The 21,033-nt window shown below is 65.1% G+C and carries 19 protein-coding genes; 17 read left to right on the top strand and 2 right to left on the bottom strand.

Features of this window, described 5'->3' with window-relative positions:
- Positions 1-497: 497 nt before the first annotated feature.
- Complete coding sequence (locus IP86_RS16920) at positions 498-722, top strand: hypothetical protein (protein ID WP_054163707.1); 225 nt, start codon at positions 498-500, stop codon at positions 720-722.
- A 119-nt stretch (positions 723-841) separates the two neighbouring features.
- Here IP86_RS16920 and IP86_RS16915 read toward each other — a convergent pair whose 3' ends face one another.
- On the bottom strand, positions 842-1,957 hold the full coding sequence (locus IP86_RS16915) for an HD domain-containing phosphohydrolase (RefSeq protein WP_054163706.1): 1,116 nt from the start codon (positions 1,955-1,957) through the stop codon (positions 842-844).
- Between the two features lie 386 nt (positions 1,958-2,343).
- Between IP86_RS16915 and IP86_RS16910 the strand changes: the two genes are divergently transcribed.
- From IP86_RS16910 to IP86_RS16870, 9 genes are all read left to right on the top strand, one after another.
- The gene (locus tag IP86_RS16910; RefSeq protein ID WP_054163705.1) at positions 2,344-2,667 is read left to right on the top strand and encodes an STAS domain-containing protein; all 324 of its coding nucleotides are present in this window, start codon (positions 2,344-2,346) and stop codon (positions 2,665-2,667) included.
- Positions 2,667-3,032 (top strand): response regulator, encoded by a 366-nt coding sequence (locus IP86_RS16905; protein WP_054163704.1) that lies wholly within the window; start codon positions 2,667-2,669, stop codon positions 3,030-3,032. Before IP86_RS16910 ends, IP86_RS16905 begins: the two co-directional genes overlap by 1 nt.
- Positions 3,029-5,089 carry a chemotaxis protein CheA gene (locus IP86_RS16900; protein ID WP_054163703.1) on the top strand — a complete coding sequence of 687 codons (2,061 nt, stop codon included), beginning with the start codon at positions 3,029-3,031 and terminating at the stop codon, positions 5,087-5,089. Before IP86_RS16905 ends, IP86_RS16900 begins: the two co-directional genes overlap by 4 nt.
- Complete coding sequence (locus tag IP86_RS16895) at positions 5,089-5,553, top strand: chemotaxis protein CheW (RefSeq protein WP_054163702.1); 465 nt, start codon at positions 5,089-5,091, stop codon at positions 5,551-5,553. Before IP86_RS16900 ends, IP86_RS16895 begins: the two co-directional genes overlap by 1 nt.
- Positions 5,554-5,613: 60 nt before the next feature.
- Complete coding sequence (locus tag IP86_RS16890) at positions 5,614-6,099, top strand: chemotaxis protein CheW (protein WP_054163701.1); 486 nt, start codon at positions 5,614-5,616, stop codon at positions 6,097-6,099.
- A 67-nt stretch (positions 6,100-6,166) separates the two neighbouring features.
- The gene (locus IP86_RS16885; RefSeq protein ID WP_054163700.1) at positions 6,167-7,975 is read left to right on the top strand and encodes a methyl-accepting chemotaxis protein; all 1,809 of its coding nucleotides are present in this window, start codon (positions 6,167-6,169) and stop codon (positions 7,973-7,975) included.
- A 158-nt stretch (positions 7,976-8,133) separates the two neighbouring features.
- Entirely contained in the window at positions 8,134-8,976 is an 843-nt protein-coding gene (locus IP86_RS16880) for a CheR family methyltransferase (protein WP_054163699.1), read from the top strand.
- 126 nt (positions 8,977-9,102) lie between these two features.
- Positions 9,103-10,194: a protein-glutamate methylesterase/protein-glutamine glutaminase gene (locus tag IP86_RS16875; protein WP_054163698.1), complete on the top strand. Its 1,092-nt coding sequence runs from the start codon at positions 9,103-9,105 to the stop codon at positions 10,192-10,194.
- A 4-nt stretch (positions 10,195-10,198) separates the two neighbouring features.
- Positions 10,199-11,908 (top strand): hypothetical protein, encoded by a 1,710-nt coding sequence (locus IP86_RS16870; RefSeq protein ID WP_054163697.1) that lies wholly within the window; start codon positions 10,199-10,201, stop codon positions 11,906-11,908.
- On the opposite strand, the gene IP86_RS16865 is transcribed toward IP86_RS16870, so the two are convergent.
- Positions 11,905-12,840, bottom strand: a complete 936-nt coding sequence (locus tag IP86_RS16865) for a LysR substrate-binding domain-containing protein (protein WP_054163696.1) — start codon at positions 12,838-12,840, stop codon at positions 11,905-11,907. The two genes, IP86_RS16870 and IP86_RS16865, sit on opposite strands and share 4 nt — an antisense overlap.
- Positions 12,841-12,947: 107 nt before the next feature.
- On the opposite strand from IP86_RS16865, the gene IP86_RS16860 reads away from it, so the two are divergent.
- The 7 genes from IP86_RS16860 (at position 12,948) to IP86_RS16830 (ending at position 21,031) form a co-directional block, all read left to right on the top strand.
- Positions 12,948-14,111, top strand: a complete 1,164-nt coding sequence (locus IP86_RS16860) for an acyl-CoA dehydrogenase family protein (protein ID WP_054163695.1) — start codon at positions 12,948-12,950, stop codon at positions 14,109-14,111.
- Positions 14,098-16,203 (top strand): acetate--CoA ligase family protein, encoded by a 2,106-nt coding sequence (locus IP86_RS16855; RefSeq protein WP_054163694.1) that lies wholly within the window; start codon positions 14,098-14,100, stop codon positions 16,201-16,203. The genes IP86_RS16860 and IP86_RS16855 overlap by 14 nt, the downstream gene beginning before the upstream one ends.
- On the top strand, positions 16,200-16,568 hold the full coding sequence (locus tag IP86_RS16850) for a hypothetical protein (RefSeq protein WP_054163693.1): 369 nt from the start codon (positions 16,200-16,202) through the stop codon (positions 16,566-16,568). The genes IP86_RS16855 and IP86_RS16850 overlap by 4 nt, the downstream gene beginning before the upstream one ends.
- A complete protein-coding gene (locus IP86_RS16845; RefSeq protein WP_054163692.1) occupies positions 16,565-17,407 on the top strand; it encodes an alpha/beta fold hydrolase in 843 nt (280 codons plus the stop codon). Before IP86_RS16850 ends, IP86_RS16845 begins: the two co-directional genes overlap by 4 nt.
- Positions 17,408-17,464: 57 nt before the next feature.
- Positions 17,465-18,673, top strand: a complete 1,209-nt coding sequence (locus IP86_RS16840) for an ABC transporter substrate-binding protein (protein ID WP_502694004.1) — start codon at positions 17,465-17,467, stop codon at positions 18,671-18,673.
- A 70-nt stretch (positions 18,674-18,743) separates the two neighbouring features.
- Positions 18,744-20,183: an NAD-dependent succinate-semialdehyde dehydrogenase gene (locus IP86_RS16835; protein WP_156332537.1), complete on the top strand. Its 1,440-nt coding sequence runs from the start codon at positions 18,744-18,746 to the stop codon at positions 20,181-20,183.
- Positions 20,184-20,260: 77 nt separating this feature from the next.
- On the top strand, positions 20,261-21,031 hold the full coding sequence (locus tag IP86_RS16830; protein WP_054163691.1) for an exodeoxyribonuclease III: 771 nt from the start codon (positions 20,261-20,263) through the stop codon (positions 21,029-21,031).
- The last annotated feature ends 2 nt before the right edge of the window (positions 21,032-21,033 follow it).

Genomic DNA, 21,033 nt, shown 5'->3' with positions numbered 1-21,033 from the left:
CGCCTATCGGCCTTGAATCGTTCAATTCGAGGTCGGCAGCCGGATGTTGTTTCCCGGACTCGACCGGACAATCGAGATCGAGCGAGGTTGGCGTATTCCCATGCCTGTAGGGACACTGGGCGCCTGCGCCTTTCCGCTCGTCCCGCCACGGGACTTGCTGATGCTACACTTGGATGCTACACACGCCCTGTGTCGCGAATAGAAACGCAATAATTTCAATAAGTTCGATCCGGTTGGCTGCTGGCTGAGTACCCTCCCGCCCCAGCCAACGATTTCAATGGGTTGAGGATCGCTGGTGCGCGTCCGCGTCTTCGCCGCCAAGCAGGTTCCGCCGAGGGCGTCGGCTTAAGAGACGCTCACTTGGTCGCAGGCTTTGACGCGGCTGCTGCCAGGAACAGACGCACGCCATTCGCTGTTGCCGTGATGACGCTGCGCTGCGGACTCCCCTTGGGAGGGTGCGGTCGCGCGGCAGAAGTTGGATAGGCAGGAGTGACATCATGGCGGACAGGGATCTAGTCGGGCAACGGCATGAGGCGGGCGACGATGAGCATGCCGAGAGCCGCGGAACTGCCGGCAAGGCCACATCCCGGGAGGCCAACGTCAAAACCGAGCCGAACCCGGCCGGCCCGCACACCAAGCCCGAATTGACCGACGAGAGCAAAACGCCCGGCAGCGGGATGCTGTCCGACCCCGGCGATTCCAACGAGGCTCCGAGCGGCTAACCACAGGCGAGGGCGAGGCGGGCGAAAGGCGGACGGCCGGGACCTGCTCGGTTGTCATGCGTGTGATCAGCAGATCTCGCGACCCGACGTCGGCGGCGTTGAATGCATCGCCCAAGCGCTCAGGACGGTAAGGCAACCACCTCGTTTGGAGCTGTCACGCTCAGGCCCGGCTGCAGCGCCGGCGCGTCGGCGGCGATCGGCAGGCTTTGTCCGGTCGCGATGGCCACGACGTCCGGCCAGCGCGCGAAGAACGCGTCGACGCAGGCGGGGTCGAAGTGGCGGCCCCTTCCTTCTTCGAGCTGTTGCCGCGCAGTCGGCAGCGTGAACGCTTCTTTATAGGGACGCTTGGTCGTCAGCGCGTCGAACACGTCGGCGACGGCGACGATCCTGGCGGCAATCGGGATGTCCTCGCCCTTCAGGCGGTGCGGATAGCCGGCGCCGTCCCAGCGTTCGTGGTGGGCGATCGCGATATCGGCGGCGAGTTGAATCAGTTCGCACCGGCTGCCGGCGAGAATCGTGCCGCCGACCGTCGTATGCGTCCGCATCACGGCGATCTCTTCCGGAGTGAGGCCGCCCGGCTTCAGCAGGATGTGGTCGGGTGTCGCGACCTTCCCGACGTCGTGCAGCGGTGCGGCGAGATAAATGTCGCGGCATAGTCGTGGCGGAAGGCCGAGTTGGCCCGCGATCAGCTGGCTGTACTTGGCGACACGAAGGGTGTGGTCGCCGGTGTCGTTGTCGCGATACTCGACCGACAGCGCCAGCCGGAGGATGATTTCTTCCTCTCGTTCCTGCAACTGCCGGGTCGCCTCGGCGACCTCCCAGGCCAGATGTGCGGCGCGATCGTTGAGCTTTCGGATCGCCAGCCCAAGCTTGACGAGGTTGCGAAGCCGCACCTGGGTTTCCAGGGTCTTCTGCTGCTTGGACAGGAAGTCGGTGGCGCCCGCGTCGAGGGCGCGGAGCCGGACGTCGTCGCTTTCGATCGACGTGATCATCACGATCGGAATGTCCGAGAAGTGCGGAAGCGCGCGAAGCTCACGGATCAGGCTGATGCCGTCGAGATGCGGCATCTCGTAGTCGACCAGCGCAAGAGCGATGTCCGTATGCCTGGCCGCGGCAAGTGCCTCGAGCGGGTCGGTGAAGGTAATCGCGCCGACGTCGCCCGCGGCTTCGATCTGACGCTTCATGTACTCCAAGGCAGAACGGCTGTCGTCGACAAGAAGCGCCTGGATGAGCATCTCGGCTGGTCCCCGTATTAATACTGGCGCTTATGAGCGGCAGTCGCGATAAACCTACCTGTCGGAAGTTAAACGTCTACTGAGACGGTTGCTCGATTCGATTGTCGTCGAGCGAAGAGGCCCGCCTACGTAAATGTACGCAGTATCAGATTACGGGTGCAGAATTGTGCCTGAGCGGCAGGCGATACTCCGCCTGGTAACCGCGAACAGGTGGGCGCGTCTCCGCCTCGATAAGTAATAATCGGCGCTACGCGGGGGGCGTAACTTTAAATCCTCCAAGTATAATTTCTTAATATCTCATCGGCACACTCAGGGCACTGAGCGAATGCGCGGCGATTGCATCACCAATTGTCCCCGCGTGAGTCGCCGTGTGACTGGGGCTTGCAATGACGCACGATTCTGCCGGTGCGAAGAATTCGCTACGGCTTCCTTCCGACTTCAGTATCAGCTCAATCCGGGGAATCTACGAGGCAGTCCGAGAAGCCTTCAGCCGACAGGGCCGGCTGGAGATCGACTGCTCCAGCGTGGACAAGGCCGACGTCACCTCGGTCCAGCTCCTGCTGTCGACGGCGAAGACCGGCGAAGCGCAAGGACGGCCCGTCGTCCTGACCGAGCTGTCCCAACCTCTGCGTAACACTATTCGGCGCGCCGGCTTTTCCAGCGACGCGGCGATCGATCAGCATTTCCCGCAGAAGAAAGGTGGCTCCTGATGGCCACGATTCTCACCGTCGATGATTCCCCCAGCATCCGCCAGATGATCAAGGTGACGCTGGAGCCGGCCGGGCACAGCGTTCTGGAGGCCGGCGACGGCGCCCAGGGCCTCGCCAAGGCGCAGGCCAGCAAGGTCGATCTCGTCATCACCGATCTCAACATGCCGGTGATGAACGGCCTCGAACTGATCAAGGCGCTGCGCAAACTGCCGAGCCTGGTGGGGCTGCCGATCGTCTTCCTGACCACGGAATCCAACGACGCGGTCAAGCAGGAGGCCAAGAGCTGCGGTGCGACCGGCTGGATCACCAAGCCGTTCAAGCCCGAGCAACTCGTGTCCGTCGTCAGCAGGCTGGTGCGGGCATGACCATGATCGATCCGGCAGCGATTTTTCGCCAGGAGGCCGCCGAGCTGTTCGAGGTCCTGGAAGCGGCCCTGCTGGATCTCGGGCAAAACCCCGACGATCGCGAGCTGATCGACTCGGCATTTCGCGCCCTGCACACCATCAAGGGGTCGGGCGCGATGTTCGGGTTCGACAAGGTCGCGACTTTCACCCATGAATTCGAGACCGCGTTCGAGCGCGTCCGCAAGGGCGAGATCAAGCCGACCCAGGATCTGATCTCCGTTGCGCTCGCCGCCAAAGATTTCATCCGCGCGTTGATCGAGACGCCGGACGACACCGACGCCATCATCGGCGATGCGATCCTGGCCGATCTCAGCCGCTTCGTGCCGCCGGAAGCGGGCGCTGCCGAGGTCGAGTTAACCCACGCGCCCGTCGTCGCCGCGCCTGCCGAAAAACGATCGGTCGGCTGGCGGCTCCGCCTCGAGTTCGACCAGCAAATCCTCCGCAACGGCTCCAATCCGCTGGACCTGCTCGAAGACCTCGCCAAGCTCGGCCCCTGTTTCGTCGTGCCGTTGACCGACGACATTCCGTTCATCGACGAGTTCGAGCCGGAAGACTGCTACCTGAAATGGGACGTCGCGCTGCATTCGGATTGCGACAAGGCCGCGATCGACGACGTCTTCATGTTCGTGATCGACGAAATGAAGCTCTCGCTGGAGCCGCTGCTCGAAGAGGAGCGTGACTCGGCCCCCGTCGCCGCCGAACCGTTTCCGGACATCCTGGCGGCCGACGTGCCGCTGGTGCCGGCCCAGGCGCCGGTCGAGGTCGCGGCAGCCGAGCAGCCGGGCCCTGCGGCGAAGCCCGAGCGGCGCAGCGGTGAACCGCGCCGCGCCGACGATCGCGGCATCGCGACAGTACGCGTGCAGGCCGAGCGGCTCGACGAATTGATGGACCGGGTCGGCGAACTGGTGATCGCCCAGGCGCGTCTCAGCCAGCTCGCGGCGCACGGCTCCGATCTGTCGATCAAGATGATCGCCGAGGAGATCGAGCGGCTCGCTTCCAGCCTGCGCGACACCACGATGGGCGCCCGCATGGTGCCGATCGGGTCGCTGTTCGGCCGTTTCCGCCGCCTGATCCACGATCTGTCGCGCGACCTGGGCAAGCCGGTCGAGTTCATCACCTCTGGCGAGGATACCGAACTCGACAAGACCATGATCGAATGCCTGGCCGATCCGCTGGTTCATTTGATCCGCAACTCGATCGACCACGGCATCGAGGCGCCGTCGGCGCGCGCAGCGGCCGGCAAGCCGGAGCAGGGCCGCATCGAACTCGCGGCGGTGCATGCCGGCGCCCAGGTGCTGGTGACGGTGAAGGACAATGGCGGTGGGCTCAACACCGCGCGCATCCGCGCCAAGGCGGAAGAGCAGGGGCTGATCGCGCCCGGCGCGGCGCTGTCCGACCATGAGATCCACCAATTCCTGTTTCACCCCGGTTTCTCGACCGCGCAGACGATCTCGGCGCTGTCCGGCCGCGGTGTCGGCATGGATGTGGTCAAGCGCACCATCGAGAACATGCGCGGCTCGATCGATCTGTCGACCGTGCCGGGTCAGGGCACGACGGTGACGCTGCGTTTGCCGCTGACGCTGGCGATCATCGAAGGTCTGCTGATCCGCGTCAGCGACCAGCGCTACATCATCCCGCTGTCGGCTGTCGAAGAATGCGTCGAGCTGACGGCCGAAGACGAGCGCTCGCGCGGCCGGAACTTCCTCAACGTCCGCGGCAACCTCGTGCCGTTCATGCGGCTCCGCGACGCCTTCGAGTCCACCGGCGAGCCGGACGAACACCAGAAGACGATCATCATCTCGACCGGCGAGACCCGCGTCGGTCTGGTCGCCGACCAGATCATCGGCAACCACCAGACCGTGATCAAGTCGCTGTCGAAGCTGCATTCCAACGTCACGATCTTCTCCGGCGCCACCATCCTCGGCGACGGCACCGCGGCGCTGATCCTCGACGTGGTCCAGCTCGTCGCGCTTGCACAGGCGCAATCGGAGAAGCAGCAGATGAGCGAGGCGGCCTGATGAGCAGGGACCAAGCCCAAGACGCGACCCACGACGATGCCATCCAGGTGGTGATGATCGGGCTCGGCGACGAGAAATTCGCGCTCGATGCGGAATCGGTGCGTGAGATCATCGATCCGATTCCGGCCACCAAGGTGGCGGGCGCGAAAGCGTTCGTCCCGGGTGTCATCAACGTCCGCGGCAATGTCATCCCGTTCGCCGATCTGCGTATCCGCTTCGGTATGCCGGCCGCGCGCGAAACCGTCGATACACGGATCGTCGTTCTCGAAGTGCGGATCGACAACGAACCGGTGCTGGTCGGGGTCACCGCCGACAAGGTGTACGAAGTCACCGAGATCTCCAAGGTCGACGTGCAGCAGACGCCGCGCGTCGGGATGCATTGGAAGCCGGACTACATCCGCTTCATCACCAAATGGCGCGAGGAGTTCGTCATCGTGCCGAACATGGAACGGATCCTCAATTGAGCGCGCTCTCCCTGAAGAACGCGCTTGGGTGCGACTGGCTGTGCTGGGGCGGAGTGTAAGATGGCCGAAATGGCGCAATATCTGACGTTGGGATTGGCCGGAGAGACTTTCGGCATCTCGATCCGCAACGTCCGCGAAATCCTCGACATGCGGCCGATCGCCCGTCTGCCGCACGCGCCCGACTTCATGCTGGGCATGATCGATGTCCGCGGTGCCGGCTATCCGATTCTCGATCTGCGGCTGAAGCTCGATCTGCCCGCGGTCCCCGCCACCGAAGCCACGCGCATCATCATTCTCGACGTTCCGATCGGCGACCGCATCGTCGGCGTCGGCTTCGTTGCCGACTGCGTCTACGAGGTCACCGGCATCGAGGACTCCTCGCTCGAGGCGGTCCCGGAGGTCGGAGGGAAATGGAAGTCGGACTACATCGCCGGCATCGGCCGTAAAGGCGAGCGCTTCGTCATCATCTTCGATCTCTCCAAGCTGATGGCGAGTGCCAAGTTACCGGAGCACGAGATGGCCATGGAGGCATCCCGTGCCGCCTAGGTGAAGCGTGAGTGGTGTCAGGCGTAGCAACCCAATTCAACCGATCAATTCAAGTGTGAGATCAAAGATGAGATTCACGGTCAAAGCGAAGCTCGCGAGCGGGTTCGGCCTCGTCATTCTGCTCACCGCCATCGCCGGCGGGCTTGCCTACATGAAGCTGAGCGAAATGAGCGCCACCACCGAGTCGCTCACGGCGGCAGCCGCCCGGCTCGACAAGGCCAGCCACCTGAACGAAATGGTGTTGCAGCAGATCCGCGCCGAGAAAAACGCGATCCTGGCTGTCAATGAAGGCGAGACGGATCGCTACATCGCGGAGATCGGCAGCATCCGCATCAAGCTGACGCAGCTGCGGGACGAGATCCACGCGGCCGCGACCGAGAACGGCAAGAAGATTCTCGACAAGTTCTCGGCTTCCTACCTGCGTCTGAACAGCAGCGAAGATCAGGCACTCCGGTTCGCCAAGACCGACAAGCCGAAGGCGACCGAGCTGTCGACCACGGAAGTCCGCAGGGCTGTCAGTGAAGCCACCGCGAACCTCGAAGAGTACACCACCTTCGTTCGCAAGCTGATGGCCGATCAGACCGAGCAGGCGAAGGAGAATGGCGCGCGCGCTCAGCTGATGCTGATCAGCCTGGTGATCGCGTCGCTCGTCATCGCGCTGATCGCCGCGACCTGGATCGCGATCAACATCAGCAAGGCCCTGGCGAGCGCCGTCGATCTGGCGGATGCGGTGGCGATCGGCGATCTCAGCAAGAAGATCGACGTCGCCAGCAACGACGAAATCGGCGATCTGGTGAAGTCGCTGAATGCGATGACCGCGAATCTCAACGCGACCGCGGCGATGGCCGACCAGATCGCGCAGGGCAACCTCACGGTCGATGCCAAGCGCCTGTCGGACAAGGATACGCTCGGCATCGCGCTGGAGCAGATGGTGGAGAAGCTGCGCCAGATCGTGTCCGAAGCACTGACCGCCGCGCAGAACGTCTCGGCCGGCAGCCAGGAACTCTCGGCCAGCGCCGAGCAGCTCTCGCAGGGCGCGACCGAGCAGGCCTCGTCGGCCGAGGAAGCCTCCTCGTCGATGGAGGAGATGGCCTCCAACATCAAGCAGAACGCCGAGAACGCCAACCAGACCGAGAAGATCGCCGCGCAGTCCGCCAAGGACGCCGAGGCGAGCGGCGCGGCGGTTGGTCGTGCGGTCGAAGCAATGCAGACCATCGCCGAGAAGATCACCATCGTGCAGGAGATCGCTCGCCAGACCGATCTGCTGGCGCTGAACGCGGCGGTCGAAGCGGCGCGGGCCGGCGAACACGGCAAGGGCTTTGCGGTGGTGGCGTCGGAAGTGCGCAAGCTCGCCGAGCGCAGCCAGGCCTCGGCGGCTGAAATCGGCTCGCTCTCGGCCGAGACCGTGAAGGTCGCCCGCGAAGCCGGCGAGATGCTGGCCAAGCTGGTGCCCGACATCAAGAAGACCGCCGAGCTGGTCGAAGAGATCACCTCGGCCTGCCGCGAGCAGGACGTCGGATCGTCGCAGATCAACCAGGCGATCCAGCAACTCGACAAGGTCGGCCAGCAGAACGCCAGCGCCTCGGAGCAGGTGTCTTCGACCTCGGAAGAGCTCGCCTCGCAGGCCGAGCAGCTGCAGTCGACGATCGCCTTCTTCCGCATCGACGAAAGCGGAGCGCAGCTGCGCAGCGCGCCGATCGACAAGGCCGTCAGCCAGCTGCGCAGCAAGGCCGCGCACATGGCGGCTGTTGATCGTGGCCCGGCGAAGAAGCCGGCGGCCAAGCCGCAGCGCCAGCTGAAGGCCGCGGGCGGCGGCGGCTTCGCCTTCGCGCTCGGCGACGGCGAGGACGATCGCGACGCGGACTTCCAGCGCTGATCGAGGCCGGCGTTCGTCGCGCTCCGACCGCGAGCGTGACGATGCCGAGCGCCGGATGAGCAATCTGGACGAGGGGCCGTTTCCGCCGTTCGGCGTCACAGCCCGGGCGAGCCGAACGGCCCCTCGTTCCTCCTTCCAACTCTCGAAAGTGCCGCGGAATGCACGAAGCCAGGCGTCAACTGTCGGATCGGCAATTCAAGTCGATCGCCGGACTAATCGAAGGCCACGTCGGCATCAGACTGCCGAATGCCAAGCGGTTGATGCTGGAGGGGCGCCTGTTCAAGCGCGTCCGCGCGCTGAAGTTCGACGCGGTCGGGGACTACGTCGATCATCTGTCGGACGAGGACGCCCTCGAGAACGAACTGATCCATCTGATCGACGTCGTCACCACCAACAAGACCGATTTCTTTCGCGAGCCCCAGCATTTCGATTTCATCCGCCGGGTGGCGGTCCCCGATCTGCTCAGGCAGCACGGGCGCAAGTCCCGCGATTTGAAAATCTGGAGTTCCGCGTGCTCCACCGGCATGGAGGCCTATACGGCCGCGATGGTGCTGGACGACATGACCCGCACCGGATCGCGGTTTCACTTCCGCATTCTCGGCACCGATATCTCGACCGCGGTGCTGCGAATCGCGACCTCCGCGATCTATCACCGCGATACGATCGAGCCGGTGCCCGAAGAGTTTGCCAAGCGCTACTTCCTCAAAGCGCGAGACCACACCCGCACCGAGGTTCGGGTCGTGCCGGAGCTGCGGCGTCTGACGAATTTCACCCGCATGAATCTGATGGATGCGTCTTATCCGGTCGATCGTGACGTCGACATCATCTTCTGCCGGAACGTCCTGATCTATTTTGATCGTGAAACCCAGCGCCGGGTGGTGCAGCGGCTCGCCTCGCACCTGCGGCCGGGCGGCTACTTGTTGGTGGGACATTCCGAATCGATGATTCACAGCGCGCTGCCGGAGTTAAGGCAGGTTCAACCAACGATCTTTAAGATCTAGCCGGTCACCGCGAAGCCTGGTCGCCTTGTGTGATCAGCGGCTTGTGTGATCAGCGGAAGTCAGCGCCGGAGTTTGGTCCTGGCGCGATCGGTACGGCAAGTTCGAGATCTGAAGGGAACGCATTGAATGCCGAAGAAACCGATCAGCGTGCTCATCGTCGATGACTCGGCCTCGGTGCGTCAGATCCTCAGCAGCATCCTGAGCGAGGATCCGGAGATCGCCGTGATGGGGACCGCGTCGGATCCGTTCGTGGCGGCTCGGCGGCTGCAGGAAGAGCTGCCCGACGTCATCATCCTCGATATCCAGATGCCGCGCATGGACGGCATCACCTTCCTGCGCAAGATCATGGCGCAGCGGCCGATTCCGGTGGTGATCTGTTCGTCGCTGACCCCCGAAGGCTCGGACCTGATGTTCGAGGCATTCGAGGCCGGTGCGGTCGACATCGTGCCGAAGCCGCGGATCGATACGCGGCAGGCGCTGTGGGAAAGCTCCGGGCGGCTGCGCGAGGCGGTCAAGTCGGCAGCGCGCGCGCGCGTGCGGCCGCGTGCGGCGCGCCGGGTGATCGAACAAAAGCTCACCGCCGACGCCATCATCCCGCCGCCGGTGGCGACCAAGTCGCGACCGACGACCGAACGCATTGTCTGCATCGGCGTGTCGACCGGCGGCACCGAGGCGCTGCACGACGTGCTCGAAGTGCTGCCGCCGAACTGTCCGGGGATTCTGATCGTGCAGCACATGCCGCAGGGCTTCACCGCGGCGTTCGCGCGGCGGCTCAACTCCGGCTGCGTGATCAACGTCAAGGAAGCCGAGGACGGCGATCCGGTGCTGCCGGGCTGGGCCTATATCGCGCCGGGTGCGCGGCACATGCTGCTGCAACGAACCGGGCTGCGCTACAGCATCGCCATCAAGGACGGCCCTCCGGTGTCGCGGCATCGGCCGTCGGCCGACGTGCTGTTCCGCTCCGCCGCGCAGCACGCGGGCCCCAATGCGCTCGGCATCATCATGACCGGGATGGGCGACGACGGCGCGCGCGGCCTTCTGGAGATGCGGAAGCTCGGCGCATCCACTCGCGCGCAGGACGAGGAAAGCTGCGTCGTATTCGGCATGCCCAAGGAAGCCATCGAATGCGGCGCGGTCGAGAAGGTGGTGTCGTTGACCCAGATTCCGCGCGAGATCATGATGTGGCAGCAGACCGCCCAGACGGCTCTGACGGATTGATGCAGTGACATCGTCAGATTATCAGCTCGCCGCCGCGATCACGTCGATCGAACAGGTCTCGTCGCGGATCGAAACCACATTCGCCCAGGTCGGAGGTCAGCTCGGTCAGGGCCACACGATCTTTCAGGGCCTCAACGAGTCGCTCAGCGCGCTATCGGGCGAACTGTCCTGCGCCCAGATCGAGGGCGCTTCGGGGGCGCTGCAGGATATCGCCCGGAGGCTGAACGATCTTGCCGAGGCGTTGCCGGCGGAGAGCGCGCTCCTCGACAGGCTGCGGATCACCGTGATCGAATCGGGCGGGCTGCTGAAGCAGTTGGCCAAGTATGTCGGCATGATCATGATCGTCGCCCGAAGCGCGAAGATCGAGTCGGCCTCGCTCGACGGCGATCGCGGCGATTTCGTCGCCTTCACTCAGGAGGCCTTCGACCTCGGCAAGGCCGTGCAGATCTCGATCGAAGACTGCGCGCGCGACCAGCAATTGCTCGCCGCGGCGGTGGAGACCGCCTGGAGCCGGCAGACCGAATTCGAACGTCGATACCGGCCGCAGCTCGGCGCCTCCACCACCGAGCTGCGCTCGGCATTTGCCGATCTCCAGCGCCAGCGCAACAGCAGCATCCATGTCGCCGATCTCGCGGGCGGCAGCGCGCGCAAGATCAGCGACGTGGTCGGCCGCTCGATCGTTCTGCTGCAAGCCGGCGACAGCACGCGGCAACGCCTCGAGCATGTCTGCGAGGGGTTGCAGCGGGTCGGCGACGCCGGCCCCACCCTCGTTCCGACGATGACGGCAGGCGGCTCGCTCGACCGGGTCATCGTCCAACTCGAAGCCGCGCAATTGAAGGATGCGCAGCAGGAATTCGAGAGCGGCATCGGCGAGATCGTCCAGTCGCTGTCGACGATCATCTCCGAAGTATCGCTGCTGATCGAGCGAGGCCGCTCGCTGCACGGCGGCAAGGACGGCGATTCGTCGTTTCTGTCTCGCGTCCGCGGGACCTTGGCCCAGGCTTCGAATCTGATCGCGATGTGCGAGGACGGCGGCCGCTCGATCGACGAGGCGCTGAGCGTGGTGGAAGGCACGCTGGTGAAGTTCCGCGATGCGATCGCCAATCTGGCGGACTCGGTCATCGACATCACACTGATCGGCATGAATGCCAGTCTCAAGGCTGGGCACCTCGGCGCGAAGGGACGAGCATTCGTCGTCATCGCCAACGAGATGAAGGTGACGGCAGACCATATGAGCGGCGTCGCGGTGCGACTCGAGCCGCTACTGGCCGGCATCGGAGGAGCGGCCGACGAACTTCGGGCGACGCGATCCCGCAACGAGCAGCACGAACTCAGCAGCATGGAAGCCGAAATCCTGCGTGCGCTGCACGAGGTGGAAGCCGGCAACGAGCGGCTCGGCGGCCTGATTCTCCGCTTGGTTCAGGAAGGCGGCGAGTTCGACCGTGTCATGAACGGCGCGATGGATCAGATGGCGACGCTCGGCGTCGGCGCTGCGGCGCTGCCGGCGGTCGCCCAGCGACTGGAAAGCGCCGTGGGCGATCTCGGCACGGTCGCGATCGATCCATCCGACGAGGCGGTGCTCGACCAGCTTTATGCGCGCTACACGATGGAGCGCGAGCGCAACCAGCATCGCGATGCGCTGCGGCGCTTCGGCATCGTCACCAAGGAGCCGGAGCCGGCGGCCGCTGACGAATGCGACTTCGAGCTGTTCTAAGGTGACGCCGTCCGGCTCGCCGCCGTGAACTCATCCATGCTCTTGCGTAGCCAGATCAAGAAGCTGCGCGCCTTGCGGTTCAGCGGCCGGCCTTTCGGCCGCACGACGTAGTGCGCCAGCTTGCGCTCGAACGGCGCATCGAACAGCGGCACCAGCGTTCCGTCGGTGATTTCGTTGCGCAGCAAGTGAATTTGGCCGATCGCCACACCGACGCCTTCGGCCGCGGCCTGATACGTCAGGATCGACGACGAGAAACTGATTTCATTGCTGGTGAGCAGATCGGTGCGGTTCACGGCGGCCAGCCAGTCGTGCCAGTCCGTCCGGCGATAATGCGAGTGCAGCATCTGCACGTTGCGCAGATCGTCGATCTCGGTCAGCCGCGCAGTCTTCAGCAGTTTCGGGCTGCACACCGGTTGGATGAGATCGGTGAACAGCAATTCCGATACGACGCCCGGCCATTTGCCGTCGCCGAACTGGATCGCAAGATCGACGCGGTCCTTGGAGAAGTCGATCGGGGCGACCACGTTGCTGATGTTCAGCCGGATGTTCGGATGCGCGACGTGAAATGACGGCAGCCGCTGGATCAGCCATTTCGACGCGAAGGTCGTATAGACGCGGATCTTGAGCGGCTCGACCTTGCGGGTCTCTTTGAGGTTCGCGGCGGCGGTCCGGATGATTTGAAACGCCGGCGAGACTTCGCGCTGAAACTGCTCACCGGCCGGCGTCAACCGAATGCCTTGCTGGTCACGCTCGAACAGCCGAACGCCGAGAAAGTCTTCGAGCGTGCGGACCTGCCGGCTGACCGCCGGCTGGGTCACGCGCAGCTTCTCGGCCGCCTTGGTGAAGCTGCCGAGCCGCGCCGCGACTTCGAACACATGCAGCGGATTGAGCGGCGGCAGCCACTCCGATTGGGGCACTTCCTTTTCGGTCATGTCGCGATCGTAGCATTACAAAATGTAATGCCGCAATAACCGATGCACAGTTGCTCGCCTTGGGCTGCGCTGGGAAACAGAAGGCCATCTCGATCTGCGGCGGACCTATGGATTTCGAACTCACAGAAGAACAACAAGCTTTCGCCACCTCGGTGCGGCGCTTTGCCGAAGCGCATCTGAAGGATGGTGCGCTGGCGCGTGCCCACGACCCGCACTTCCCGTTCGAAACCGCCAAGCTGCTCGCCGAGCAGGGGCTGCTCGGCATCCCGTTCGATCCGGAGGATGGCGGCCAGGGCGGCACGCTGATGGACGCGGTGATCGCGATCGAGCAGGTCGCGGCGGTGTGTCCGCGCAGCGCCGACATTGTCCAGGCCGGCAATTTCGGCCCGATCCGCACCTTCGTGGAATACGCCACGCCGGAGCAGAAGGCGCGCTTCCTGCCCGACCTGCTGGCCGGGCGAAGCTGCATCAGCCTCGGCATGAGCGAGCCCGACGCCGGCTCCGCTGCGACGGAGCTCAAGACCACCGCGACCGCCGACGGCGACGGTTACCTGATCAACGGCAGCAAGGTGTTCGGGACGCACAGCCCGGATGCGGCGGTGTATCTGGTCTACGTCCGGTTCGGTCCGGGCGTCGGCGGCATCGGCTCGGTGCTGATCGAGCGCGACACGCCGGGCTTCACCGTCGGCAAGCCGACCGCCTTCATGAGCGGCGAGCAGTGGAGCCAGCTGTACTTCGAGGACTGCCGGATCCCGGCCGCGAATGTTCTGCTCGGGCTCGGCGGCTTCAAGAAACAGATTTCAGGCTTCAACGTCGAGCGGCTCGGCAACTCGGCGCGGTCGCTCGCACTGGGACGACACGCCTTCAACTTGGCACGCGAACATGCGCTGATCCGCAAGCAGTTCGGCCGTCCGCTGTGCGAATTCCAGGGCCTGCAGTGGAAATTCGCCGACATGGCGCTGAAGCTGGAGTCTGCACAGCTGCTGCTGTATCGGGCCGCAAGCATCACCGAGGGGCTGCCCTCGCCCTATCAGACTGCGATCGCCAAACTCGCCTGCAATCAGGCCGGCTTCGAGGTGGCGAACGAGGCGGTGCAGATTATGGGCGGGCTCGGCTACAGCCAGGAGGCGCTCGCCGAGTACTGCATGCGCCGCACCCGCGGCTGGATGATCGCCGGCGGCTCGACCGAAATCCTCAAGAACCGGATCGCCGAAGACGTGTTCGAGCGCCGCTTCGATCAGCGCGGAGCTGTGGCCCGTGCCGCAGAGTAACGCGCCGACATCAGGCCGTTGGGCGCGGGCGCTGCTGGCGCCGCGCAGCATCGCGCTGGTCGGCGCGTCCGATGATCTGTCCAAGACCTCGGCGCGGCCGCTGCAGTATCTGCGGCGCGCCGGCTATGCAGGCACGATCTATCCGATCAATCCGCGGCGCGCCACGGTGCTGGGCGAAACGGCATGGCCGTCGCTCGATGCGTTGCCTGCGGTGCCGGATCACGCGTTCATCCTGACGCCGACCGAGGACGCCATCGCCGCCGCCGAAGCCTGCGCGCGGCTCGGTATTCCGGTTGCGACCATTCTGGCGTCGAATTTCTCGGAGGGCGGCGAAGCAGGGCTCGCGCGGGTCGAGCGGCTGAAGGTGATCTGCGCCGCGAGTGGGCTGCGCATTCTCGGCCCGTCCAGCCTCGGCGCCATCAACCTGCACAGCCGCACCATCATCACCGCCAACGCGGCGTTCGCCGAGAGCGATTTGCCGCGCGGCGGCATCTTTGTCGCTTCGCACAGCGGCAGCCTGCTCGGCGGGCTGATCTCGCGCGGCAAAGCGCGCAATGTCGGCTTCGCCGGACTGGTGTCGGTCGGCAACGAGATCGATCTCAGCCTCGGCGAGATCTGCGCCGCCACGCTGGATGATCCGAACGTCACCGGCTACATGCTGTTCCTCGAGAGCATCCGGCGCGCGCAGGATCTGCGCGACTTTGCGCTCGCCGCGGCCAGGCGCGGCAAGCCGGTGGTCGCCTATAAGCTCGGACGGTCTGCGGCAGCCGCCGAACTGGCGCTGTCCCACACCGGTGCGCTGGCCGGAGAGGATGATGTTGCGGCGGCGTTTCTGGCCGATTGCGGCATTGCCCGCGTGAACAATTTCGAGACGCTGATCGAGACGCTGCCGCTGCTGCACAAGCTGCCGGCGCGCGCGGCCGGTCAACGTAGCAAGCGCGTCGGCGTCGTCACCACGACCGGCGGCGGCGCCGCCATGGTGGTCGATGAACTCGGCATCCGCGACATCGAGGTCGTCAAGCCCAGTAACGACACATTCGATCGTCTCGGCGAAGCCGGCGTCACGGCTCATCACGAGCGCATCATCGACCTGACGCTGGCCGGCACGCGCCACGAGGTGATGAAGGCGGCGCTGCAGACCATGCTGGCCGCGCCCGAATTCGATGTCGTGGTCGCCGTTACGGGCTCATCCGCGCGGTTTCAACCGGAGCTCGCCGTCAAGCCGGTGATCGACAGCGCCGGCTCGGCCAAGCCGCTGGTCGCCTTCGTGGTGCCGGAAGCGCCTGACGCGCTGGCGATGCTCACCCAGGCTGGCGTGCCTAACTTCCGTACGCCGGAGAGCTGCGCCGACGCGATCAGCGCGGCGCTGCTGCGCCAGCAGCCGCGGCGCGAACTGCCGTTACGGCGCGGGGCCGGAGCCGCGACGCGTCAGCTCGATGAGCTGCAGGCCTATCAACTGCTCGATCGCCTCGGCATCGCACATGCGCCGGCTGTCGCGGTCGACGTTGGCGCGCAATCCGTTGACCTGCCGTTCGCCTATCCGGTCGCCGTCAAGCTGCTGTCGGCGGAGATCGCGCACAAGACCGAGGTCGGCGGCGTCGTTCTTAATGTCGGCGACGAGGCCGGCGTCAAGCAGGCCGCCACCAGGATCGCCGCGAATGTCGCGGCGCATCAGCCCGGCGCCCCGCTGGCTCAGGTGCTGGTGCAGCCGATGACGGCGGGGCTCGGCGAGATGCTGCTCGGCTACCGGGTCGATCCGGAGGCCGGTCCGATCGTGCTGCTCGCGGCCGGCGGCATCTTCACCGAGATCTATCGCGACCGCAGCATCCGCCTCGCGCCCGTGGATCTCGACGGCGCACGCGAGATGATCGACGAACTGGCGATCACCCGCGTCTTCCGCGGCTTTCGTAACAAGCCGCACGGTGATCTCGAGGCGCTGGCGCGGGCGATCGTTGCGTTGTCGCGGCTGGCGGTCGATGACAAGGTTCATGTGCGCGACGCCGAGATCAACCCCCTGATCATCAACGAGGCGGGGAGCGGCGTCGTCGCGGTGGATGCGCTGGTAGCGCTCGTGGACGAGGAGGACACATGATCGAAGATCTGACATCCAGGGTCAATGCCGACGAGATGCTGGTGAGGCGCGGCCGCTTTCTGTCGACCACGCTGCTGCTCGCGGTCGGTCCGACCGACTGGCTGGTGACCATTGCCGAAGGCCGCATCGTCTCCGTCACGCGTGGGCCGTTCGTGATGCCCTCCTGGTCGTTCGCACTGCGTGCCTCAGAGGAGGAGTGGGCGCAGTTCTGGGCCGCCAAGCCGCGGCCGGGCTCGCATGACCTAATGGCGCTGATCAAGCGGCGCACCCTGAAGGCAGAAGGCAATCTGCAGATCTTCATGGCGAACCTGCGCTACTTCAAGGAAGCGCTGACGAAACTGCGTGCGACCGGAGCTTCGGCATGACCGTCTCGTTCGAGCCCGTCATCGGGCGCTATCTCAATCTCGATCTGTTCGGCCGTTCCCATCGCGTCTATGTGGAAGAGGCCGGCTCAGGCACGCCGCTGCTCTGCCTACACACGGCGGGCGCCGACGGCCGACAGTATCGCGGCCTGATGAACGATGCGCGGGTCACCGCGAACCATCGCGTCATCGCCTTCGACATGCCCTGGCACGGCAAATCGTCGCCTCCCGCCGGCTGGCATAACGAAGAGTATCAACTCACCTCGGCGCAATACACCAGCATGATCCTCGAGATCATGACGGCGCTGGAGCTTGATCGTCCGATCGTGATGGGCTGCTCGATCGGTGGTCGCATCGTGCTGCATCTGGCGCTCGAGCATCCGGAGCGCTTCCGCGCCATCATCGGCCTGCAGGCCGGCGCGCATGTCGATCCGTATTACGACCTCAACTTCCTGCACCGGCCGGACGTGCACGGCGGCGAAGTCTGCGCCGCGATCGTGTCGGGCCTCGTCGGCCCCGATGCGCCCGATAAGGAGCGCTGGGAAACCCTCTGGCACTACATGCAGGGCGGCCCCGGCGTGTTCAAGGGCGACCTGCACTTCTACAAGCAGGACGGCGACATCCGCGACCGCGTGGCGCAGATCGATACCAAGAAGTGCCCGCTGTTCCTGCTGTCCGGCGAATACGACTACTCGTGCACGCCTGAGGAGACACTGGCGGTCGCGCGCAGCATCCCGGGCAGCAGCGTCTCGATCATGAAGGGCCTCGGCCATTTTCCGATGAGCGAAGATCCCGAGGCGTTCCTCGGACATCTGCTGCCGGTGCTCGCGGCCATCAAGTAAGCGGCGGGCGCTTTCGCGCCTGCTCAAAAAACACAAGGGAGGAACCCAATCGTGAAGCTGCAAACCTGTCTGGCGACCGCCGCCGTACTGATGTCGGTTGCGTCGGCCTCGGCTGAAATCTCCAACGGCACTGTGAAGATCGGCGTGCTCACCGATATGTCCGGCCCCTATGCCGACAATGTCGGTGCCGGCTCGGTGCTGGCCGCCAAGATGGCGGTCGAGGATTTCGGCGGCAAGGCCGCCGGCATGCCGGTGGAGGTCATTTCTGCCGACCATCAAAACAAGGCCGACATCGGCCTCGCGCTGGCGCGGAAGTGGTACGACACCGAAGGTGTCGACACCATCACCGAAGTGGTGTCGTCGGGCGTGGCGCTCGCCGTTCAGCAATTGTCGCGCGACAAGGACAAGGCCTTCCTGGCGACCGGTCCCGGCACGCCGGATCTCACCGGCAAGGCGTGCTCGCCGGTCGGCGTGCATTGGGCCTACGACAACTACGCGCTGGCTAACGTCGCCACCGCGCCGCTGGTGCAGAAGGGCCTCAAGAGCTGGTACTTCCTCACGGCCGACTACAGCTTCGGCCAGGCGCTCGAGGCCGAGGCCAGCAAGGTGATCGTCGCCAATGGCGGCACAGTTCTGGGCTCGTCGAAGCATCCGCTGAATTCGTCGGACTTCTCGTCCTATCTGCTGCAGGCGCAGGCCTCCAAGGCGCAGGTGATCGGACTCGCAAATGCGGGTGCCGACATGATGTCGGCGCTGAAGCAGGCCAACGAGTTCGGCATCACCACGGGTGGCCAGAGCATCGCTGCGCTGTTGGTCAATCTGCCGGATATCCATGCGCTCGGTCTTGCCAGCGCCAAGGGCCTGATCTTCGCCGACAGCTTCTATTGGGACGCCAATGACAAGACCCGCGAATGGAGCAAGCGCTTCATGGCGCGATTCGGCGGCAAGGCGCCGGGCAGCCTGCAGGCCGCGGTGTACGGCGCGGTGACGCATTATCTGAAGGCGGTCGACGCCACCAAGAGCGACGCCGGCTCCGTCGTGGTTGCGGAGATGAAGAAGATGCCGATCAACGACTTCTACACCACCAACGCCTCGATCCGCGAAGATGGCCGCGTCATCCGCGACATGTATCTGCTGCAGGTGAAGCAGCCGTCGGAGTCGAAGTATCCGTGGGATTATTACAAGATCTTGTCGACGGTTCCGGGCGACAAAGCGTTCCGCCCGCTCAAGGACGGCGGCTGCCCGCTGGTGAATGCGGCGAAGTAATCGCTTAACGCGAATGACGTGAAAAACCGGCAGGCGCGGATCGGCGCGGCCGCGGGCAAAGGAGACGGCCGTGATCGACTATCCTGCGCTGCGCCTACTGATCGGCGGCCGATGGCTGGATGCCGCCGGGCGCAACACCGAACCGGTGCTCAACCCTGCGACCGGCGCGGTGCTCGGCGAGCTGCCGCACGCCACCGCGGCCGATCTCGACGAGGCGCTGGCTTCATCGGCGCGCGGCCACGAGGTCTGGCGCAAGATGTCCGCGGTCGATCGCGGCCTTATCCTGCAGCGGGCTGCCGCGTTAATCCAGCAGCACAGCGACCACATCGCCAGCCTGATCACGCTCGAACTCGGCAAGCCGATCGCCGAGGCACGGGTGGAAGTGGAAACCGCGGCCGGCATTTTCGCCTGGAATGCCGAGGAGGGCCGGCGCGCTTACGGCCGCGTAATCCCGCCGCGCAATCGCGCCATCCAGCAGATCGCGGTGCGCGAGCCGCTCGGCCCGATCGCGGCGTTCGCGCCGTGGAATGCGCCGGCGATCACGCCCGCCCGCAAGATCAGCAGCGCACTCGCCGCCGGCTGCTCGGTGATCATCAAACCCTCGGAGGAAACGCCTGCGACCGCGCTGGCGATCGCCGAGTTGTTGCAGGAGGCGGGACTGCCGGCCGGCGTGCTCAACGTCGTGTTCGGGCAGCCGGCGACGATTTCAGATGCGCTGGTCGGCTCGCCGATCATCCGCGGCATCACCTTCACCGGCTCGACCGCGATCGGCAAACAGCTCGGCGCGCTCGCCGTGCAGACGATGAAGCGGATGACGCTGGAACTCGGCGGCCACGCGCCGGTGGTGATCTTCGGCGACGTCGATCCGGAGACCGCGGCGATCTCGGCGGTGACGGCGAAGTTCCGCAATTCGGGGCAGGTCTGCACCTCCCCGACGCGCTTCTTCATCCACGAGTCGATCTACGATCGCTTCGCCGCAAAGCTGTCGGAGCTGGCCAATGGGCTTGTCGTCGGCGACGGGTTCGATCCGGCCACCAAGATGGGCCCGTTGGCGAATGCGCGGCGGGTCGAGGCGATGGAGCGCTTCGTCGACGATGCGCGCTCGCGCAGCATCGCGGTCTCGGCCGGCGGCCTGCGCTGCGGTGAGCGCGGCTTCTTCTTCCGGCCGACCGTGCTCACAGGCGTCGATCAGGACTGCATGGCCTCGAATGTCGAGCCGTTCGGTCCGCTGGCGGTGACGGCGCCGTTCCGGACGCGGGATGAAGCGCTCGCGTTCGCCAACCGGCTGCCGTTCGGCCTCGCCTCCTATGTGATGACCAATGATCTGCGCAACGCCGCCGCGATGGCTGAAGGCATCGCGGCCGGCAACGTGATCATCAATCATTGGCAGGCCTCGTTGCCGGAGACGCCGTTTGGCGGCTTCAAGGACAGCGGCGTCGGCACGGAAGGCGGCATCGAAGGGCTGCAGGACTTCCAGTCGATTAAATACGTCAGCCAGTTCTCGGGCTGACCGGCTTGGCGGAACTCCGCCCGCATCGTCGCCATTGATGGAGCGCGCCACGGGCGCGTCCGTCAAAAAGGGCCGGCGTGAAGATCGCGACTTTCAACATCAACAACGTCAACAAGCGCCTGCCGAACCTGCTGGCGTGGCTGCGTTCGGCCAAGCCGGATGTCGTTTGTTTGCAGGAGCTGAAATCGACACAGGCCGATTTTCCCGAAGAGGCGCTGCGCAAGGCCGGCTACTCGGCCGCGTGGGTCGGGCAGAAGAGCTGGAACGGCGTCGCCATCCTGGCCCGCAAGGCTGAGATCGTGGTGACGCGCAAGCGGCTGCCGGGTGATCCGAAGGACAACGAGGCGCGCTACATCGAAGCCGCCGTGTCCGGCATCATCATCGCGTCGATCTACGCGCCGAACGGCAATCCGCAGCCGGGCCCGAAATTCGACGCCAAGCTCGCCTGGCTGAAGCGGCTCAACCGCAATTCCGCCAAGTTGTTGAAGAGCGGCGCGCCAGTGGTGCTGGCCGGCGACTACAATGTGGTGCCGACGCCGCACGATATCTATCCGACCAAATCGTGGAGCAAGGACGCGCTGGTGCAGCCTGAGCCGCGCGCGTTGTTCGCGGCGCTGCTGAAGCAGGGCTGGACCGACGCGCTCAGAGAGATGCATCCGGACGACGCGCCTTATACTTTCTGGACCTATTGGCGCAACCGCTTCGAGCAGGACAAGGGCCTGCGGCTCGATCATTTGCTGCTCGACCCATCGCTGGCCCCGGGACTGAAGCGCGCCGGTGTCGATCGCCAAGTGCGCGCTGCCGAGAACGCCAGCGATCATGCGCCGGCGTGGATCGTGCTCGATTAGGA

This window comes from Rhodopseudomonas sp. AAP120 (genome assembly GCF_001295845.1).
GTDB lineage: Bacteria > Pseudomonadota > Alphaproteobacteria > Rhizobiales > Xanthobacteraceae > Rhodopseudomonas.
Note: the sequence above shows the minus strand (reverse complement) of the source record. Positions and strands in the feature narration are given on the sequence as shown.

Excerpts from the sequence above, each read along its gene's own strand:
- IP86_RS16920 (WP_054163707.1), top strand. The coding sequence starts at position 498 with ATGGCGGACAGGGATCTAGTCGGGCAACGGCATGAGGCGGGCGACGAT.
- IP86_RS16915 (WP_054163706.1), bottom strand. The coding sequence starts at position 1,957 with ATGCTCATCCAGGCGCTTCTTGTCGACGACAGCCGTTCTGCCTTGGAG.
- IP86_RS16910 (WP_054163705.1), top strand. The coding sequence starts at position 2,344 with ATGACGCACGATTCTGCCGGTGCGAAGAATTCGCTACGGCTTCCTTCC.
- IP86_RS16905 (WP_054163704.1), top strand. The coding sequence starts at position 2,667 with ATGGCCACGATTCTCACCGTCGATGATTCCCCCAGCATCCGCCAGATG.
- IP86_RS16900 (WP_054163703.1), top strand. The coding sequence starts at position 3,029 with ATGACCATGATCGATCCGGCAGCGATTTTTCGCCAGGAGGCCGCCGAG.
- IP86_RS16895 (WP_054163702.1), top strand. The coding sequence starts at position 5,089 with ATGAGCAGGGACCAAGCCCAAGACGCGACCCACGACGATGCCATCCAG.
- IP86_RS16890 (WP_054163701.1), top strand. The coding sequence starts at position 5,614 with ATGGCCGAAATGGCGCAATATCTGACGTTGGGATTGGCCGGAGAGACT.
- IP86_RS16885 (WP_054163700.1), top strand. The coding sequence starts at position 6,167 with ATGAGATTCACGGTCAAAGCGAAGCTCGCGAGCGGGTTCGGCCTCGTC.
- IP86_RS16880 (WP_054163699.1), top strand. The coding sequence starts at position 8,134 with ATGCACGAAGCCAGGCGTCAACTGTCGGATCGGCAATTCAAGTCGATC.
- IP86_RS16875 (WP_054163698.1), top strand. The coding sequence starts at position 9,103 with ATGCCGAAGAAACCGATCAGCGTGCTCATCGTCGATGACTCGGCCTCG.
- IP86_RS16865 (WP_054163696.1), bottom strand. The coding sequence starts at position 12,840 with ATGACCGAAAAGGAAGTGCCCCAATCGGAGTGGCTGCCGCCGCTCAAT.
- IP86_RS16860 (WP_054163695.1), top strand. The coding sequence starts at position 12,948 with ATGGATTTCGAACTCACAGAAGAACAACAAGCTTTCGCCACCTCGGTG.
- IP86_RS16850 (WP_054163693.1), top strand. The coding sequence starts at position 16,200 with ATGATCGAAGATCTGACATCCAGGGTCAATGCCGACGAGATGCTGGTG.
- IP86_RS16845 (WP_054163692.1), top strand. The coding sequence starts at position 16,565 with ATGACCGTCTCGTTCGAGCCCGTCATCGGGCGCTATCTCAATCTCGAT.